Origin of the sequence: Enterobacter sp. HK169 (genome assembly GCF_001719105.1) — a bacterium.
Taxonomy (GTDB): Bacteria; Pseudomonadota; Gammaproteobacteria; order Enterobacterales; family Enterobacteriaceae; genus Enterobacter; species Enterobacter asburiae_B.
In genome coordinates this window covers 4270124-4288034 of sequence record NZ_CP017087.1, presented here as the reverse complement: position 1 = coordinate 4288034, position 17911 = coordinate 4270124, and the positions used below count along the sequence as shown (strand labels likewise).

General features: G+C 54.0%; 16 protein-coding genes and 5 tRNA genes. All 21 read right to left on the bottom strand.

What is annotated here, in order from left to right:
- Positions 1-6: 6 nt before the first annotated feature.
- The 21 genes from nadA to sucA all read right to left on the bottom strand — a co-directional run bounded on the left by nadA (position 7) and on the right by sucA (position 17694).
- Positions 7-1050, bottom strand: a complete 1044-nt coding sequence (gene nadA / locus EnteroDNA1_RS20360) for a quinolinate synthase NadA (RefSeq protein ID WP_069303829.1) — start codon at positions 1048-1050, stop codon at positions 7-9.
- 222 nt (positions 1051-1272) lie between these two features.
- A tRNA-Lys gene (locus EnteroDNA1_RS20355) sits at positions 1273-1348 on the bottom strand.
- Between the two features lie 31 nt (positions 1349-1379).
- A tRNA-Lys gene (locus EnteroDNA1_RS20350) sits at positions 1380-1455 on the bottom strand.
- A gap of 41 nt (positions 1456-1496) precedes the next feature.
- Positions 1497-1572 (bottom strand) — tRNA-Lys (locus EnteroDNA1_RS20345).
- Between the two features lie 3 nt (positions 1573-1575).
- A tRNA-Val gene (locus tag EnteroDNA1_RS20340) sits at positions 1576-1651 on the bottom strand.
- 26 nt (positions 1652-1677) lie between these two features.
- Positions 1678-1753 (bottom strand) — tRNA-Lys (locus tag EnteroDNA1_RS20335).
- Between the two features lie 161 nt (positions 1754-1914).
- Positions 1915-2709 (bottom strand): cell division protein CpoB, encoded by a 795-nt coding sequence (gene cpoB, locus EnteroDNA1_RS20330; RefSeq protein WP_048976319.1) that lies wholly within the window; start codon positions 2707-2709, stop codon positions 1915-1917.
- 9 nt (positions 2710-2718) lie between these two features.
- On the bottom strand, positions 2719-3240 hold the full coding sequence (pal, locus tag EnteroDNA1_RS20325; protein ID WP_003858578.1) for a peptidoglycan-associated lipoprotein Pal: 522 nt from the start codon (positions 3238-3240) through the stop codon (positions 2719-2721).
- A 35-nt stretch (positions 3241-3275) separates the two neighbouring features.
- Positions 3276-4568 carry a Tol-Pal system beta propeller repeat protein TolB gene (gene tolB / locus EnteroDNA1_RS20320; RefSeq protein ID WP_008501103.1) on the bottom strand — a complete coding sequence of 431 codons (1293 nt, stop codon included), beginning with the start codon at positions 4566-4568 and terminating at the stop codon, positions 3276-3278.
- 134 nt (positions 4569-4702) lie between these two features.
- A complete protein-coding gene (gene tolA, locus EnteroDNA1_RS20315) occupies positions 4703-5956 on the bottom strand; it encodes a cell envelope integrity protein TolA (protein ID WP_069303828.1) in 1254 nt (417 codons plus the stop codon).
- A gap of 28 nt (positions 5957-5984) precedes the next feature.
- Entirely contained in the window at positions 5985-6413 is a 429-nt protein-coding gene (tolR, locus tag EnteroDNA1_RS20310; protein WP_003858589.1) for a colicin uptake protein TolR, read from the bottom strand.
- A 3-nt stretch (positions 6414-6416) separates the two neighbouring features.
- Positions 6417-7109, bottom strand: a complete 693-nt coding sequence (gene tolQ, locus EnteroDNA1_RS20305) for a Tol-Pal system protein TolQ (protein WP_008501101.1) — start codon at positions 7107-7109, stop codon at positions 6417-6419.
- Positions 7106-7510 carry a tol-pal system-associated acyl-CoA thioesterase gene (gene ybgC / locus EnteroDNA1_RS20300; protein ID WP_003858593.1) on the bottom strand — a complete coding sequence of 135 codons (405 nt, stop codon included), beginning with the start codon at positions 7508-7510 and terminating at the stop codon, positions 7106-7108. Before ybgC ends, tolQ begins: the two co-directional genes overlap by 4 nt.
- A 148-nt stretch (positions 7511-7658) precedes the next feature.
- The gene (gene ybgE, locus EnteroDNA1_RS20295; RefSeq protein ID WP_010428735.1) at positions 7659-7949 is read right to left on the bottom strand and encodes a cyd operon protein YbgE; all 291 of its coding nucleotides are present in this window, start codon (positions 7947-7949) and stop codon (positions 7659-7661) included.
- Complete coding sequence (cydX, locus tag EnteroDNA1_RS20290; RefSeq protein WP_003858598.1) at positions 7949-8062, bottom strand: cytochrome bd-I oxidase subunit CydX; 114 nt, start codon at positions 8060-8062, stop codon at positions 7949-7951. The genes ybgE and cydX overlap by 1 nt, the downstream gene beginning before the upstream one ends.
- A gap of 14 nt (positions 8063-8076) precedes the next feature.
- Positions 8077-9216, bottom strand: coding sequence for a cytochrome d ubiquinol oxidase subunit II (cydB, locus tag EnteroDNA1_RS20285; RefSeq protein WP_047061368.1), 1140 nt, complete (start codon positions 9214-9216; stop codon positions 8077-8079).
- 15 nt (positions 9217-9231) lie between these two features.
- The gene (cydA, locus tag EnteroDNA1_RS20280) at positions 9232-10800 is read right to left on the bottom strand and encodes a cytochrome ubiquinol oxidase subunit I (RefSeq protein ID WP_023310795.1); all 1569 of its coding nucleotides are present in this window, start codon (positions 10798-10800) and stop codon (positions 9232-9234) included.
- Positions 10801-11532: 732 nt separating this feature from the next.
- A complete protein-coding gene (sucD, locus tag EnteroDNA1_RS20275; RefSeq protein ID WP_008501094.1) occupies positions 11533-12402 on the bottom strand; it encodes a succinate--CoA ligase subunit alpha in 870 nt (289 codons plus the stop codon).
- Complete coding sequence (sucC, locus tag EnteroDNA1_RS20270; RefSeq protein WP_023310791.1) at positions 12402-13568, bottom strand: ADP-forming succinate--CoA ligase subunit beta; 1167 nt, start codon at positions 13566-13568, stop codon at positions 12402-12404. Before sucC ends, sucD begins: the two co-directional genes overlap by 1 nt.
- An 83-nt stretch (positions 13569-13651) precedes the next feature.
- Complete coding sequence (gene odhB / locus EnteroDNA1_RS20265) at positions 13652-14872, bottom strand: 2-oxoglutarate dehydrogenase complex dihydrolipoyllysine-residue succinyltransferase (RefSeq protein WP_008501093.1); 1221 nt, start codon at positions 14870-14872, stop codon at positions 13652-13654.
- 14 nt (positions 14873-14886) lie between these two features.
- Complete coding sequence (sucA, locus tag EnteroDNA1_RS20260; RefSeq protein ID WP_033144953.1) at positions 14887-17694, bottom strand: 2-oxoglutarate dehydrogenase E1 component; 2808 nt, start codon at positions 17692-17694, stop codon at positions 14887-14889.
- Positions 17695-17911: the final 217 nt, after the last annotated feature.

Genomic DNA, 17911 nt, shown 5'->3' with positions numbered 1-17911 from the left:
TTTGAATTAAGTACGTAGTGTAGCCGCAAAATCCAGCATGCGGTTAAGCGGAATTAATGCACCTTCACGCAGGGCGGCATCCACATGGATTTCATGTGCTGCCCCGCCCGTCTCGAGCCCTTCGGCAATGGCCTTCAGGCCGTTCATCGCCATCCACGGACAATGCGCACAGCTGCGACACGTTGCGCCCTCGCCCGCCGTTGGCGCTTCAAGGAGCTCTTTCTCCGGCACGGCCTGCTGCATCTTGTAGAAGATACCGCGATCGGTCGCCACGATGAGCTGCCTGTTAGGCAGCGTTCTGGCCGCGTTGATAAGCTGGCTGGTTGAGCCCACGGCGTCCGCCATGTCGACAATCGACTGCGGTGATTCAGGGTGAACAAGAATCGCGGCGTCAGGATAAAGTGCCTTCATGCGCGCCAGCGCCTGGGTTTTGAATTCGTCGTGCACAATGCAGGCCCCCTGCCAGCAGAGAACGTCAGCCCCCGTCTGCTTCTGGACATAATTTCCAAGATGGCGGTCAGGCGCCCAGATAATTTTCTCGCCCAGGCTATCCAGATGTTCAATCAGCTCAACGGCGATGCTGGAGGTGACAACCCAGTCTGCCCGCGCTTTTACCGCCGCAGAGGTGTTGGCGTAAACCACCACGGTCCGGTCAGGGTAGGCGTCACAGAAGGCCGTGAATTCGTCAATCGGGCAGCCGAGATCCAGTGAACACTCCGCATTAAGCGTCGGCATCAGAATGGTTTTTTCAGGGCTCAGGATCTTTGCCGTTTCGCCCATAAAACGCACGCCAGCAACCAGCAGCGTGGAAGCAGGATGTTTTGCACCGAAGCGTGCCATCTCCAGTGAGTCAGAAATACAGCCCCCGGTCTCTTCCGCCAGCTGCTGAATTTCCGGGTCGGTGTAGTAATGGGCTACCATCACCGCATCTCGTTCTTTGAGAAGACGTTTGATCTTCTCACGGTAGAATTGCTTTTCGTCCTGGCTCAGCGGGACAGGCTTTGGCGGAAACGGATAGATTGCGGCTTCAGGATCAAACATCACGCTCATTATGGCTTCTCGTTTTACGGGCTTAACAATATTGCCTTTCTTTTGCATGACATAGCAAAACGCATGGCAATTGTGTTTTGTATACTAAACAAGATAGCGAATATGAGAGGAAAAGTCACCGGAAATAGGTGCGGATAGCATTTGTCGGCTGGCGGATTCGCCTTGCCCGACCTGCACAGACGGCAGATAGCAAAAAGGCGCCTTTAGGGCGCCTTTCTACACTGGTGGGTCGTGCAGGATTCGAACCTGCGACCAATTGATTAAAAGTCAACTGCTCTACCAACTGAGCTAACGACCCCTTGCGGGATGTACTTCAAATTTATTCAGGCTGGTGGGTCGTGCAGGATTCGAACCTGCGACCAATTGATTAAAAGTCAACTGCTCTACCAACTGAGCTAACGACCCTTTTGGGTGTTGCCTGAATTATCACTCGGAACCAATAAAATTGGTGGGTCGTGCAGGATTCGAACCTGCGACCAATTGATTAAAAGTCAACTGCTCTACCAACTGAGCTAACGACCCGAGTGGTGGGTGATGACGGGCTCGAACCGCCGACCCCCTCCGTGTAAAGGAGATGCTCTACCAACTGAGCTAATCACCCACTCTGTACTGCTGGTGTGCGTTAAGTGGTGGGTCGTGCAGGATTCGAACCTGCGACCAATTGATTAAAAGTCAACTGCTCTACCAACTGAGCTAACGACCCACTTTTACGCTGTTTTCACGTTGTTTGATATCCCGTGGCAACGGCGGCATATATTACTGATTTAAGAATTCAGCGCAACAAAAATTTCGATGAAGATCACTTAACTGCTTACGAATCATGCTGCACGACCAGAAATAACGCGATTTCTGGTCATGCGATAATCATCCCATCGAATTCAGACGTTTTTGCGCCTGCTTAGCACCTTCGGTACCCGGGAATTTGGAGACCACCTGCTGGTAAACCGCTTTGGCTTTCGCAGTGTCGCCTTTGTCCTGCATGATGACGCCCACTTTATACATCGCATCAGGCGCTTTTGGCGATTTCGGGTAATTTTTCACCACTGAGGCAAAATAAAACGCCGCATCGTCCTTTTTACCCTTGTTGTAATTCAGCTGACCGAGCCAGTAATTCGCATTTGGCTGATAAGTGGAATCAGGGTATTTCTTAACAAAGTTCTGAAACGCAGCAAGCGCGTCATCCTGACGAGATTGATCCTGCACCAGGGCAATGGCCGCGTTGTAGTCCGTATTCGCGTCACCGCTCTGTACAGGCGCACCTGTTGCAGCAGAAGCATCCGCAGCCGGAGCTGATGTCGCCGCACCGGTCTGATCGCCCGCGGCTGGCTGTGCTTGTGCTGCTGCACCACCGCTGCTCAGGCTATCTATCTGCAGCAAAATCTGCTTCTGACGTTCCACAACCTGGTTCAACTGATACTGGCTTTCCTGAATCTGGCCGCGGAGAGAGTCAATATCGTTTTGGTTATCAGAAAGTTGTTGCTGGAGTTGGGTTAAAAGCTGGCTGTGAGCGTTAGAAATACGCTCGAGTTGAGTGACCCGGTCTTCTACCGAGCCTGAGCCGACACTACTGATTGGTGCCTGAGCAAAAGCGGCCCAGGGGGCCGCTATTCCAACCAGTAACGACAGACTCAACAGATGATGTCTGAAGTTACTGCTCATGCAATTCTCTTAGTAAACCAGTACGGCACGACGGTTTTTGGAGTAAGCCGCTTCGTCGTGACCCAGTACTGCAGGTTTTTCTTTACCGTAAGAAACGATGGAGATCTGGTCAGCAGAAACGCCTTTACCCTGCAGGTACATTTTAACAGCGTTAGCACGACGTTCACCCAGGGAGATGTTGTACTCTGGAGTACCACGTTCGTCCGCGTGACCTTCTACGGTGACTTTGTAAGATGGGTTGCTACGCAGGAAGTTAGCGTGAGCATCCAGCATCGCAGCGAAGTCAGAACGGATGTCGTATTTATCCAGATCGAAGTAAACGATGTTGTTCTGCTGCAGCTGCTGCATCTGAAGACGCGCCTGCTCTTCAGAAGACATGTTGCCATTGCCGTTCGCGTCCATACCGGTGCCGGCACCCATCATGCCTTCGCCGCTCTGGTCATTGCTGGCGTTCTTGTTAGAAGAACACGCTGCGATTGCCATTACAGGCAGAGCGATCATCAGCCCCTTCAGCACTTTGTTCAGTTGCATTTCTATGATTCCTTTAGTAATCAATTAATTATTATTTACAGATACGGCGACCAGGCAGGTGATTTTACCTGTCCATCAGTTGCCGGAATACGCGCTTTGAAACGCCCATCTGTAGAAACCAGATTCAGCACAGATCCCATCCCCTGAGAAGAGCTGTAGATTACCATCGTGCCGTTAGGTGCCAGACTTGGCGTTTCATCCAGGAACGTTGACGACAGAACTTGAACGCCACCCGCTACCAGATCCTGTTTGGCAATGTGCTGCTGCCCACCGTTGGAGCTCACCATTACCATAAATTTACCGTCGCTGCTCACGTCTGAGTTCTGGTTCTGCGAACCTTCCCAGGTAATACGCTGCGGAGCACCGCCGTTGATGTTGACTTTATAGATTTGTGGACGGCCAGCCTGGTCAGAAGTAAACGCCAGGTTTTGACTATCCGGGAACCATGAAGGTTCAGTGTTGTTGCTGCGACCGTCGGTTACCTGACGGATCTGGCCAGAGCCAATGTCCATCACGTACAGGTTCAGGCTACCGGTTTTTGACAGCGCAAACGCCAGTTTAGACCCGTCCGGAGAGAAGGAAGGTGCACCGTTGTGACGTGGGAAAGACGCCACCTGACGAACAGCACCGTTTGCCAGCGTCTGGATAACCAGCGCTGAACGGCCGCTTTCGAAGGTTACATAGGCCAGTTTAGAACCGTCAGGAGACCAGGCTGGAGACATCAGCGGCTGTGAAGAACGTTTCACCAGGAACTGGTTGTAGCCGTCGTAGTCAGATACGCGCAGCTCATACGGGAACTGACCACCGTTGGTCTGCACCACATAAGCAATACGGGTACGGAACGCCCCTTTAATGCCGGTCAGTTTTTCAAATACCGCATCGCTGGCAGCGTGTGCCGCGTAGCGCAGGTACTGCTTAGTGACCTTGTAAGAGTTCTGTGCCAGAACGGTACCCGGTGCACCGCCGGTATCCACCAGCTGCCAGGCCACGTTGTAAGAGCCGTCCGGGTTAGGCGTAACCTGACCCACAACCACGGCATCAATACCCAGTGCAGACCATGCTGCAGGCTGTACTTCCTGCGCGCTGCCCGGCTGCTGCGGCAGACGAGAACGATCTAACGGGTTGAATTTACCGCTGTTACGCAGGTCAGCCGCCACGATGCCACCGGCATCTTCAGGTGCAGCGCCAGGACCGGCCCACTGGAACGGAACAACACCGATTGGGCGTGCCGAGTCCACCCCCTGGGTGATCTCGATACGTACTTCTGCGTGCAGTACTGCTGCCCACAGCATTAAAAAACTAAATGCTACACGTAATGCCTGCTTCATCATATCTCCCTTATCCGGGTAACCTTACCCACGATAATTTAGCAGAATGTTAACAAACTCAAATAGACAAAACTACCAGAACCCTGTGACTAAACCTGGTCTATTTTTCCCCGTTTGCACGGGGAAAATGTAACTTAAGGTTTGAAGTCCAGCGGCGCATTTTTGAAGACTTCGTAAACTGCCTGAGACGGCGGTTTAGGCATCTTCGCCTGACGCGCTGCAGCCAGGGCCGCAGTACATAGAGCCGGGTCGCCACCTTCAGACTTGATATCCAGCAGCATGCCGTCCGGAGCCAGTTTTATACGCAACGTACACGTTTTACCGGTATAGGAAGACGCATCATAGAATCGGCTTTCAATAGCGGATTTAATCTGCGCGGCATAACCGTTGATTTCAGCCCCTGTCGCACCGTTACTCTTAGTGTTACCACTTCCCGTCGGCGCTGCGTTGTTTCCTTTCGCCCCACCGCCCGTTTTCGGTGCATTCTTACCGGAGCTTAAATCGCCCAGCAGATCGTCAACCCCTGCGGCAGCAGCGGCTTTTTCAGCAGCCGCGGCCTTTTTGGCCGCCGCTTTATCAGCAGCAGCTTTCTTATCGGCAGCGGCCTTCTCAGCTGCAGCTTTTTTATCGGCAGCGGCTTTTTCAGCGGCGGCAGCTTTTTCTGCAGCCGCTTTCTCAGCAGCAGCCGCTTTCTTCGCGGCCTCGGCAGCAGCTTTCTTCTCTGCTTCCTGAGCGGCTTTTTTCGCGGCTTCCGCTTCGGCTTTCTTCAGAGCATCGGCAGCGGCTTTCTTCGCGGCTTCCGCTTCAGCTTTCTTCTGAGCATCGGCAGCGGCTTTCTTCGCCGCTTCTGCTTCAGCTTTCTTCTGAGCATCTGCAGCGGCTTTCTTCGCCGCTTCTGCCGCTAATTTTGCCTGGGCATCAGCCTGTGCTTTCGCGTCCGCTGCGGCTTTTGCTGCCGCCTCTTCCGCCTGCTTTTGCTGTTCCTGGGCTTTCTTCGCGGCCTCTTCGGCTTGTTTCTGCTGCTCCGCCTGCTCTTTCGCAGCTTCCTGCGCCTGCAAACGTTCTTTCTCAAGCTGCTTCAGACGCTCCTGCTCTGCGGCCTGCTTTTCACGCAGTTCTTCCGCCTGCTGTTGCGACTGTTTTTCGCGCTGCTCTTCAGCCCGTTTGGCACTCGCCTTCTGCTGTTGCTCGCGATTATAGTTCTGTACTACCGCACCGGGATCCACCATCACGGCGTCAATGGAAGACCCTCCACCGCCGCCGGCTGATGCATCAATATGCTCGTCGAACGAACTCCAGATCAGCGCTGCAAAGAGAATAACGTGCAGCACTGCGGAGACGATTATCGCTCGCTTAAGCTTGTCGTTCTGTTCGGTTGCCTTTGACACTATCGGTTCCCAAAAACTACGCGGATGATCAAATAGGTTGGGTCATTAAGCCAACTGACTTAACACCCGCACTATGTAGCAAGTTCAGCGCTTTAATAATTTCATCGTAGGGTACGTCTTTCGCGCCACCGATTAAGAAGACCGTTTTCGGATTTGACTCCAGACGACGCTGCGCTTCAGCAATAACCTGCTCAGGCGGCAGCTGATCCATACGATCCTTCTCTACCACGACGCTGTATTGCCCTACGCCGGAAACCTCAATGATAACCGGAGGATCGTCGTTGGTGCTCACCGCCTGTGATTCTGTCGCATCCGGCAGATCCACTTCCACGCTCTGGGTAATGATTGGCGCTGTCGCCATGAAGATCAGCAGCAGTACCAGCAGGACGTCCAGCAGTGGAACGATATTGATTTCGGACTTGAGCTCGCGACGACCTCGTCCACGCGATCTGGCCATGGTTTACCCCTTGTTGCTCTCGGTGCTGGTAAACGCCTGACGGTGCAGAATCGCAGTGAACTCTTCCATAAAGTTGTCGTAGTTCAGTTCCAGTTTGTTCACGCGCTGGTTCAGACGGTTGTAAGCCATAACCGCAGGAATTGCCGCAAACAGACCGATAGCGGTCGCAATCAGTGCTTCAGCGATACCCGGTGCAACCATCTGCAACGTCGCCTGCTTCACCGCGCCCAGCGCGATAAAGGCGTGCATGATCCCCCACACGGTACCAAACAGGCCGATATACGGGCTGATGGAACCGACAGTGCCGAGGAATGGAATATGCGTTTCGAGATTTTCCAGCTCACGGTTCATAGAGATACGCATCGCACGCGAGGCACCTTCTACAACCGCTTCCGGCGCATGATTGTTTGCACGATGCAGACGAGCAAACTCTTTGAAACCGCTATAAAAAATTTGCTCGGAGCCTGTAAGGTTTTCACGGCGTCCCTGGCTTTCCTGATAAAGACGAGAAAGCTCAATACCCGACCAGAACTTATCTTCAAACGCTTCAGCTTCACGGCCAGCGGCATTGAGGATACGCGTTCTCTGGATGATGATGGCCCAGGATGCGATTGAAAAACCAATCAAAATCAACATGATAAGTTTAACCAGAAGGCTTGCCTTCAGGAACAAATCAAGGATATTCATGTCAGTCACTGCTTAAACTCCGCGACAATAGACTTAGGAAGCGCACGAGGCTTCATTATGGTTGGATCAACACAAACAATCAGCACTTCAGCTGAGTTCAGTACGGTATTCTCTGCGTTGACTATCCGCTGCGTGAAAACCAGTGAGGTCCCGCGCATTGATGTAATTTCAGTTTGGACTTCGAGCATATCGTCGAGTCTGGCAGGCGCAAAATACTCAAGCGTCATCTTGCGTACCACGAAGGCAACTCGCTCAGCCAACAGCACCTGTTGACTAAAGTGATGATGGCGCAGCATCTCTGTGCGTGCCCGTTCATAAAAAGCAACGTAGCTGGCGTGGTAAACCACACCACCGGCATCGGTATCTTCGTAATAGACACGAACCGGCCATCGAAACAGCGTTGTATTCACTTTACATCCCGGTAATGCAACAAAAGTTAATGCTTTTAAACTTCGCTACTATACGCGCGGGAAAGAGGGTTGGGAATGGGAGAAAGTAAACGGAGAGTAAATTTTTATGGGCTCGGGTAAGCCCATAACGTTAACGGACATTTCTTATTCAGAAGAAGAAGAAAATCAAACCGGCGAGAAGCACCAGATCGGCAATCAGCGGGCAAAAAATTCCCTGCCAGTGAACGGCTTTCGGACGAAAGCCCACGCCGTGGATCACACCTGCGCACACCGCCCACATAATGAGAAAGCCGTGCCAGATTTCAAGCTCGCTGGTTTTCGCTGCAAAGCGCGAAGGGTCCCAGAAGATACAACCTGCCAGCAGTAATGCCATCACTAAAGAAAGCGCCCGTAGCGGGCGCTTATCCATTACCGCGTAAAGCGTCGCGATAATATTCATCAGTGTTTTTCTTCACCCGCTTTGGTCGCTTCGACGTGCTCAAGCGCCAGGGCAGTGATGACACCAAATGCACAGGCAAGAAGCGTCCCTAAAATCCATGCGAAATACCACATATTCAGCTCCTTACTTAGTACATAGAGTGGGTGTTGCTTTCGATATGTTCTTTAGTGATGCGACCGAACATTTTCCAGTAACACCAGGTGGTGTAGAGCAGGATAATCGGTACGAACACGCAAGCAACATACGTCATCAGGTTCAGCGTCAGCTGGCTGGACGTTGCGTCCCACATGGTCAGGCTAGCATTCAGCATGGTGCTGGATGGCATGACGAATGGGAACATCGCAATACCCGCCGTCAGGATGATGCACGCCAGGGTCAGCGAAGAGAACACGAACGCCAGCGCGCCTTTCTCCAGACGAGACGTCAACACGGTCAGCAGCGGCAGCAATACGCCCAGAGCCGGGATCGCCCACAGCGCAGGGGTGTTATTGAAGTTCACCAGCCAGGCGCCAGCCTGACGCGCCACTTCTTTGGTCAGCGGGTTAGACGGTGCCGAGTGGTTAATTGCAGAGGTCACCACATAACCATCAATACCGTACACCACCCATACGCCGGCCAGTGCAAAGCAGACCAGCGTGACCAGCGCAGCGACCTGAGCCGTCGCGCGAGAACGCAGGTGCAGTTCACCAACCGTACGCATCTGCAGATAGGTTGCGCCCTGAGTGATGATCATCGCCACGCTCACCACGCCGGCCAGCAGGCCAAACGGATTCAGCAGCTGGAAAAAGTTACCGGTGTAGTAAAGACGCATGTATTCGTCCAGGTGGAACGGTACGCCCTGCAGCAGGTTACCGAACGCCACGCCGATCACCAGCGGTGGAACGAAGCTACCGATAAAGATGCCCCAGTCCCACATGTTGCGCCAGCGGGTGTCTTCAATCTTGGAACGGTAGTCGAAACCAACCGGACGGAAGAATAAAGAGGCCAGCACCAGAATCATCGCCACGTAGAAGCCGGAGAACGCAGCCGCGTAGACCATCGGCCAGGCAGCGAACAGCGCGCCGCCAGCGGTGATCAGCCACACCTGGTTACCGTCCCAGTGAGGGGCGATGGAGTTGATCATGATTCGACGCTCGGTGTCATTACGACCGAGGAAACGGGTGAGCATCCCCACCCCCATGTCGAAACCATCCGTGACGGCAAAACCGATCAGCAGAACGCCAACCAGCAGCCACCAGATAAAACGCAATACTTCATAATCGATCATTTGATGACTCCTGTCTTAGCGTGCCGGCTGAGTAGTCGCAGTGGACTGCTCGTAGTGATAGCGACCGGTTTTCAGGCTGCTTGGGCCAAGGCGCGCGAACTTGAACATCAGGAACAGTTCAGCCACCAGGAACAGGGTGTACAGACCACAAATCAGCAGCATGGAGAAGATCAGGTCGCCCGCTGTCAGGGACGAGTTCGCTACCGCCGTTGGCAGTACCTCACCAATCGCCCATGGCTGACGGCCGTACTCCGCAACAAACCAGCCGGATTCGATCGCGATCCACGGCAGTGGAATACCGTACAGCGCGGTGCGCAGCAGCCATTTTTTCTCGCCGATGCGGTTACGAATCACGGACCAGAAGGACGCCGCAATGATCAGCAGCATGATGATGCCGCAGCCCACCATGATACGGAATGCGAAGTACAGTGGCGCAACGCGTGGAATCGAGTCTTTGGTAGCCATCTGGATCTGCGCTTCTGTCGCATCAGAAACGTTCGGGGTATAACGCTTCAGCAGCAAACCGTAACCCAGATCTTTCTTCACGTTGTTGAACTGGTCGCGAACGGCCTGGTCGGTAGAACCGGCACGCAGCTGTTCCAGCAGCGAGTAGGCTTTCATACCGTTACGGATACGCTCTTCGTGCTGAACCATCAGCTCTTTCAGACCGGTCACCTGCTTATCAACAGAACGGGTGGCGATGATACCCAGCGCATAAGGGATCTGAATGGCGAAGCGGTTTTCCTGCGCGTCCTGATCCGGAATACCGAACAGCGTAAAGGCAGCAGGCGCTGGTTGGGTTTCCCATTCGGCTTCGATGGCGGCCAGTTTGGTTTTCTGCACGTCACCCATTTCGTAACCGGATTCATCACCCAGAACGATAACAGAGAGGATTGCAGCCATACCGAAGCTTGCCGCGATAGCAAAGGAGCGCTTAGCAAACGCGAAGTCACGACCGCGCAGCATGTAGTAAGAGCTGATGCCCAGTACAAACATCGCGCCGCACACGTAGCCAGAAGCGACGGTGTGAACGAATTTAACCTGCGCAACCGGGTTCAGGACCAGCTCGGCAAAGCTGACCATCTCCATACGCATGGTTTCGAAGTTGAAATCAGACGCGATAGGGTTCTGCATCCAGCCGTTCGCCACCAGAATCCACAGCGCGGACAGGTTCGAACCTAATGCCACCAGCCAGGTCACCGCCATATGCTGGACTTTACCCAGACGGTCCCAGCCGAAGAAGAACAGACCTACAAAGGTGGATTCGAGGAAGAATGCCATCAGACCTTCAATGGCCAGCGGCGCACCGAAGATATCCCCGACATAGTGGGAATAGTAAGACCAGTTAGTCCCGAACTGGAACTCCATGGTCAAACCGGTTGCCACGCCCAGCGCAAAGTTGATACCAAACAACTTGCCCCAGAACTTGGTCATATCTTTATAAATCTGTTTGCCGGAGAGAACGTATACCGTTTCCATAATGGCCAGCAGGAACGCCATACCGAGCGTCAGTGGCACAAACAGGAAGTGGTACATCGCGGTCAAGGCAAACTGTAAGCGCGACAGTTCGACTATATCTAACATCATGACTCCTTGCTCATCGCATGAAGACTCCGAGAGTGAACCCCGTCAGAGAGAGATCCACACGCATGCCCCAATACAAATTATTCGCATCCTTGTCGTCGTTATTACCCTGAAGGAGGATAAAAACGATGACGTGAGGTTACAAATACGTTAATAAAAAACTCAAATTGATCCCGCAAATATAATACGCTGCAAAACCCTTACAATAAACAGGTTTTTATTGAATCACATTTACGTTTTTCGACGGCGATCAATTTATAGCAAAATTACCACTTTTCGGCCATTTTGATCGGGGACAATTTACCGCCTTTTGATGGGTTTTTCCAAGGATTAAACATTGATTTAAATCAAAAACAATCCGTTGTGTTAAATGTGTTTTGATGCGGTGAACATAGTAAAAACCATGTTAAAGATATGTATATAAAATACAATTAAGGTTATCAAGTCGATTGATGAATATAAACAGAATTGATTTTTATTAACTCAGAAGCCCGAATGCCTAATTTATTCAGGACATAAATTTTAGTGCGTTTTTCGTTTTTTTCCATCCGCTCTCTTTAAGGTAAATAAATAACAATTATTTTACTTTTACCCCCCTCTCTAATTAACACCATTTAGTGACTATTGCATGACACCCGGCAGGCAATAAAAAAGGCCGCTTTACAGCGGCCAACCATGTCGAAACGGACATTTTTATACTTCAACGCCCCCCTTTCGGGGAGCAGAGAGGACTTACTTAATGATGGATTTCAGTGCTTCGCCGATATCCGCCAGGCTGCGAACGGTTTTCACGCCTGCGGCTTCCAGCGCTGCGAATTTCTCATCAGCCGTACCCTTACCACCGGCGATGATCGCGCCTGCGTGACCCATACGCTTGCCTTTCGGCGCGGTCACGCCCGCGATGTAACCGACAACTGGCTTGGTCACGTGTTCTTTGATGTAAGCAGCGGCTTCTTCTTCCGCGCTACCACCGATCTCACCGATCATCACGATCGCTTCGGTCTGTGGATCTTCCTGGAACAGCTTCAGGATGTCGATGAAGTTAGAGCCCGGGATCGGGTCACCGCCGATGCCCACGCAGGTGGACTGGCCGAAGCCGTAATCGGTGGTCTGCTTCACAGCTTCATAGGTCAGCGTACCGGAACGGGACACGATGCCCACTTTACCCGGCTTGTGAATGTGGCCCGGCATGATGCCGATTTTGCATTCGCCCGGGGTGATAACGCCAGGGCAGTTCGGGCCGATCATGCGCACGCCTGCTTCATCCAGCTTCACCTTCACGGTCAGCATATCCAGCGTCGGGATGCCTTCAGTGATGGTGATGATCAGCTTGATGCCTGCGTCGATCGCTTCCAGAATGGAGTCTTTGCAGAACGGTGCCGGAACGTAGATCACGGTCGCGGTTGCGCCCGTCGCTTCGACGGCTTCACGCACGGTGTTGAATACCGGCAGGCCCAGATGCGTGGTGCCGCCTTTACCTGGCGTTACGCCGCCAACCATCTGCGTGCCGTAGGCAATCGCCTGTTCGGAGTGGAAAGTCCCCTGGCTACCGGTGAAGCCCTGGCAGATAACCTTGGTATCTTTATTAATTAAAACTGACATTATTTCCCCTCCACTGCGGCAACAACCTGCTGAGCTGCATCCGTCAGACTTTTCGCTGCAATAATATTCAGGCCGCTGTCAGCCAGTTTTTTCGCGCCGAGTTCAGCGTTGTTACCTTCCAGACGCACAACCACCGGAACGTTCACGCCCACTTCTTCTACCGCACCGATGATACCGTCGGCGATCAGGTCGCAACGAACGATGCCGCCGAAGATGTTAACCAGAACGGCCTTCACGTTGTCGTCAGAGAGAATGATTTTGAACGCTTCGGTTACGCGCTCTTTGGTTGCGCCACCGCCTACGTCGAGGAAGTTTGCTGGCTCACCGCCGTGCAGCTTAACGATGTCCATGGTGCCCATTGCCAGGCCCGCACCGTTAACCATGCAGCCGATGTTGCCGTCCAGCGCCACGTAGTTCAGCTCCCACTGTGCAGCCTGCGCTTCACGCGGATCTTCCTGAGACTGATCGCGCATTTCACGCAGATCGGACTGGCGGAACAGCGCGTTGCCGTCAGCGCCCAGCTTGCCGTCGAGGCAGATCAGGTCGCCCTGGGTGGTGATCACCAGCGGGTTGATCTCGATCAGCGCCAGGTCGCGCTCCAGGAAGATGTTCGCCAGACCCATGAAGATCTTGGTGAACTGCTGAACCAGCTTGCCTTCCAGGCCCAGTTTGAACGCCAACTCGCGACCCTGGTAAGGCATTGGACCTGCCAGCGGATCGATTGCCACTTTGTGGATCAGGTGCGGGGTCTCTTCCGCCACTTTTTCGATTTCCACGCCGCCTTCGGTAGACGCCATGAACACCACGCGACGGGAGCTACGGTCAACAACCGCGCCCAGGTACAGTTCTTTCGCGATATCGGTCGCCGCTTCAACCAGGATCTGGTTAACCGGCTGGCCGTTCGCATCTGTCTGGTACGTTACCAGACGCTTGCCGAGCCAATGTTCAGCAAACGCACGAATCTCTTCTTTGCTCTTAACAACCTTCACACCGCCCGCTTTACCACGGCCACCAGCGTGAACCTGACACTTAACTACCCAAGGGCCGGAACCGATTTTAGATGCGGCTTCTTCTGCTTCACGCGGGGTAGTACAGGCATAACCCACCGGAGCCGGTAAGCCATACCGGGCAAACAGCTGTTTGGCCTGATATTCATGTAAGTTCATGTGTTCTATCCATCCTTCAGGTAATCGTTAGGTCGTGCTTTTATTGGCCCGGCAGCCATACGACGCCGGGCAAGACTGCAAAACTAGACGTCCAGCAGCAGACGGGTTGGATCTTCCAGCAGCTCTTTAATCGCGACCAGGAAGCCCACGGACTCGCGGCCGTCGATCAGGCGGTGATCGTAAGAGAGCGCCAGGTACATCATCGGCAGGATCTCAACTTTACCGTCTACCGCCATCGGGCGATCTTTAATGGCATGCATACCCAGGATCGCGCTCTGCGGCGGGTTAATGATCGGGGTAGACATCAGCGAGCCGAATACGCCGCCGTTGGTAATGGTGAAGTTACCGCCGGTCAGGTCGTCTACGGTCAGCTTGCCGTCGCGGCCTTTTACAGCCAGCTCTTTAATGTTTTTCTCGATGTCAGCCATACCCAGGGTATCTACATCACGCAGAACCGGGGTGACCAGGCCGCGTGGAGTAGAAACCGCCATGCTGACGTCGAAATAGTTGTGGTAAACCACGTCATCGCCATCGATAGACGCGTTCACTTCCGGGTAGCGTTTCAGCGCTTCAACTACCGCCTTAACGTAGAAGGACATAAAGCCCAGACGGATACCGTGACGTTTTTCAAACGCGTCACCGTACTGCTTGCGCAGGTCCATGATTGGCTTCATGTTCACTTCGTTGAAGGTGGTCAGCATCGCGGTGGAGTTTTTCGCTTCCAGCAGACGCTCGGCCACGCGCTTGCGCAGGCGAGTCATTGGCACGCGTTTTTCGCTGCGGGCACCCAGAGCAGGCTGTGCTGCTGGTGCTGCCGCAGGGGCTTTCGCTTCTGCCTGAGCTGGCGCTTTCGCCAGGTGTTTGTCGATGTCTTCGCGGGTCAGACGACCGCCCACACCGGTGCCTTTGATGGCTGCCGGGTCAAGGCTGTGTTCAGCCAGCAGGCGACGGATCGCCGGGCTGAGGGCGTCGTTAGACTGTTCTTCCAGAGAAGCCTGCTGGCGCTGAGCCGGCGTAGAGGCTTTCTCTTCAGATTTCGCGCTGGACTCTTTGCCCGCGCTGTTGCCTTCACGCAGGCGACCCAGGATCTGACGAGAGGTTACGGTGGTACCTTCATCTTCCAGCACCGCGTCCAGAACGCCATCCGCCGAAGCCGGTACTTCCAGTACCACTTTGTCAGTTTCGATTTCTACCAGCACTTCATCGCGCTTAACGGCATCGCCTGGTTTTTTGTGCCAGGTAGCGACGGTCGCATCTGCTACGGATTCAGGCAGGTCGGGAACAAGAATATCTACGCTACTCATTTTGTATCCTTTAATTAATCGACGTTCAGCGCGTCATTGACCAGATCTTGTTGCTGCTTCTGGTGAACGGACATATACCCTACCGCCGGAGAGGCGGAGGCCGGGCGACCTGCATAACGCAGGGCTGACCCAAATGGAATCACTTCACGGAAATGATGCTGGCTGCAGTACCATGCGCCCTGGTTGAGCGGCTCTTCCTGGCACCAGACAAAATCATGTACGTGAGCATATTGTTTCAGCACTTCCTGCATCGCCTGATGCGGGAACGGATAAAGCTGTTCGATACGCACGATGGCGACATCTTTCTGATCGTTCTTGCGGCGCTGTTCCAGCAGGTCGTAATAAACCTTACCAGAACACATCACCACGCGCTTCACGCCCTGCGGATCCAGCTCGTCAATTTCACCGATGGCTGGCAGGAAGGTTCCGTTCGCCAGTTCTTCCAGGCTCGACACCGCCAGCGGGTGACGCAGCAGGGATTTCGGCGACATCACCACCAGCGGACGGCGCATACCGCGCAGCGCCTGACGACGCAGCATGTGGTAGACCTGAGCCGGGGTGGACGGCACGCAGACCTGCATGTTCTGCTCGGCGCAGAGCTGCAGATAACGTTCCAGACGCGCGGAGGAGTGCTCCGGACCCTGACCTTCATAACCGTGCGGCAGCAGCATCACCAGGCCACACATGCGGCCCCACTTCTGCTCGCCGGAGGAGATGAACTGGTCGATAACCACCTGCGCGCCGTTGGCGAAGTCACCGAACTGCGCTTCCCAGATGGTCAGGGTGCGTGGTTCAGCGGTGGCATAACCGTATTCGAAGGCCAGAACCGCTTCTTCAGACAGCACGGAGTCCCAGACCTTGAACTGGCCCTGACCGTTGTGCACGTGCTGCAGCGGGGTATAGGTTGAACCGTTGGACTGGTTGTGAACAACCGCGTGACGGTGGAAGAAGGTCCCACGGCCCGCATCTTCACCGGACAGACGAACAGGAATGCCTTCGTCAACCAGCGTTGCGTAAGCCAGCGTTTCAGCGCCGCCCCAGTCGAACAGCTTCTCGCCTGCCGCCATGGACTGACGGTCAGCGTAGATTTTCGCCACGCGAGACTGCATCTCGATAGCGTCCGGTACGGTGCTGATGCGTTTAGCCAGCTCCTGCAGGCGCTTCATCTCAACCTTGTTCGGGTAGCTCTCATCCCACTCGTGGTTGAGGTACGGCGACCAGGTAAAGGAGTGCATGTTCATCGGGCGCAGCTCTTTGACCACGCATTCACCCGCATCCAGCGCGTCGCGGTAGAGGTTGACCATTTCGGTCGCATCTTCCAGCGTCGTCACTTTGTCGCTCTCCAGCTTGTCAGCATAGATTTTGCGCGGGGTCGGGTGTTTTTTGATTTTCTGATACATCAACGGCTGGGTTGCACTTGGCTCGTCCGCTTCGTTGTGGCCGTGACGGCGGTAGCAGAAGAGGTCAATGAACACATCGCGTTTAAAGGTATTACGGAAGTCCAGCGCCAGACGGGTAACGAAAGCAACGGCTTCCGGGTCATCCGCGTTAACGTGGAAGATTGGTGCCTGCACCATCTTACCGATGTCGGTGCAGTATGGGGTAGAACGCGCGTCAAGCGGGTTAGAGGTGGTAAAGCCCACCTGGTTGTTGATCACGATGCGAACGGTACCGCCCACTTCATAACCACGCGCTTTCGACATGTTCAGGGTTTCCTGAACCACGCCCTGCCCTGTTACCGCCGCATCGCCGTGGATGGTAATTGGCAGAACTTTATTGCTGCTCGGCTCGTCCAGACGATCCAGACGCGCACGCACGGAACCGATAACCACCGGGCTAACGATTTCCAGGTGTGACGGGTTAAACGCCAGCGCCAGGTGAACCAGACCGCCTTCGGTTTCGATATCCGACGAGAAGCCCATGTGGTACTTCACGTCGCCGGTGCCAAGGTGTTCTTTATGTTTGCCCGCGAATTCGTCGAACAGGTCCTGCGGTTTTTTACCCAGCACGTTGACCAGCACGTTCAGACGACCACGGTGCGCCATGCCCAGTACCACTTCACGGGTGCCGCTCTTGCCTGCGTGACGAATCAGCTCTTTGAGCATCGGCACCAGCGCGTCGCCGCCTTCCAGCGAGAAGCGTTTTGCGCCCGGGAATTTCGCGCCCAGATAGCGCTCAAGCCCTTCCGCTGCGGTCAGTTCGTTCAGGAAGCGTTTTTTCTCGTCAGCCGAGAAGGTCGCGTGGCCCGCTACGGATTCGATGCGCTGCTGGATCCAGCGTTTCTCTTCGGTAGAGGTAATGTGCATGTATTCCGCGCCGATGGAGCCGCAGTAGGTTTGCTTGAGCGCGTCAATCAGATCGCCCAGCTTCATCGTGTCTTTGCCGATGGCAAAGGAACCTACGTTAAAGCTTTCCTGGAAATCGGCCTCGGTCAGATCGTGATACGCCGGATCGAGATCGGCCACACGGTCTTGCTGCCACAGTCCCAGCGGATCGAGATTCGCATGCTGGTGACCACGGAAGCGATAAGCGTTGATAAGCTGCAGGACTTTAACCTGCTTCGCATTAGTGTCAGGGTCGGAAATCGCAGAAGAGTAACGTGAGGCATCCTTCGCCAGACGACGGAAATAATCACGTGTTTTGGAATGGAATTGATCCGGTTTGACCCCTGTGCCAGGCAACTGCTGGAACATGGAACGCCAGTTTGCGTCCACTGAGTCAGGATCGGTTAAGAAGTCTTCATAGAGCTGTTCAATCCAGCTCTGGTTTGCACCAGAAAGGAAAGAAGAGTCCAGCCAGGCTTTCATTGCGCCGTTCTGCATCGTGATCCCTTAAGCATTTTTATGCTTACTTTCGCCGTAGAAACTACCACGCACACCACGTGTACGTGCCGGGGTTCACCTGCGAGCTCTTTGTGGCCCGCGAAGGAACCTTTAGAAACTGTCTAAGGGTCTTTACCCTCACCCCTACCCTCTCCCTAAGGGAGAGGGGGAATGCCGTCGGCAGTTTTTAAAGATTTCCTGCAATCTGTCCCCTCTC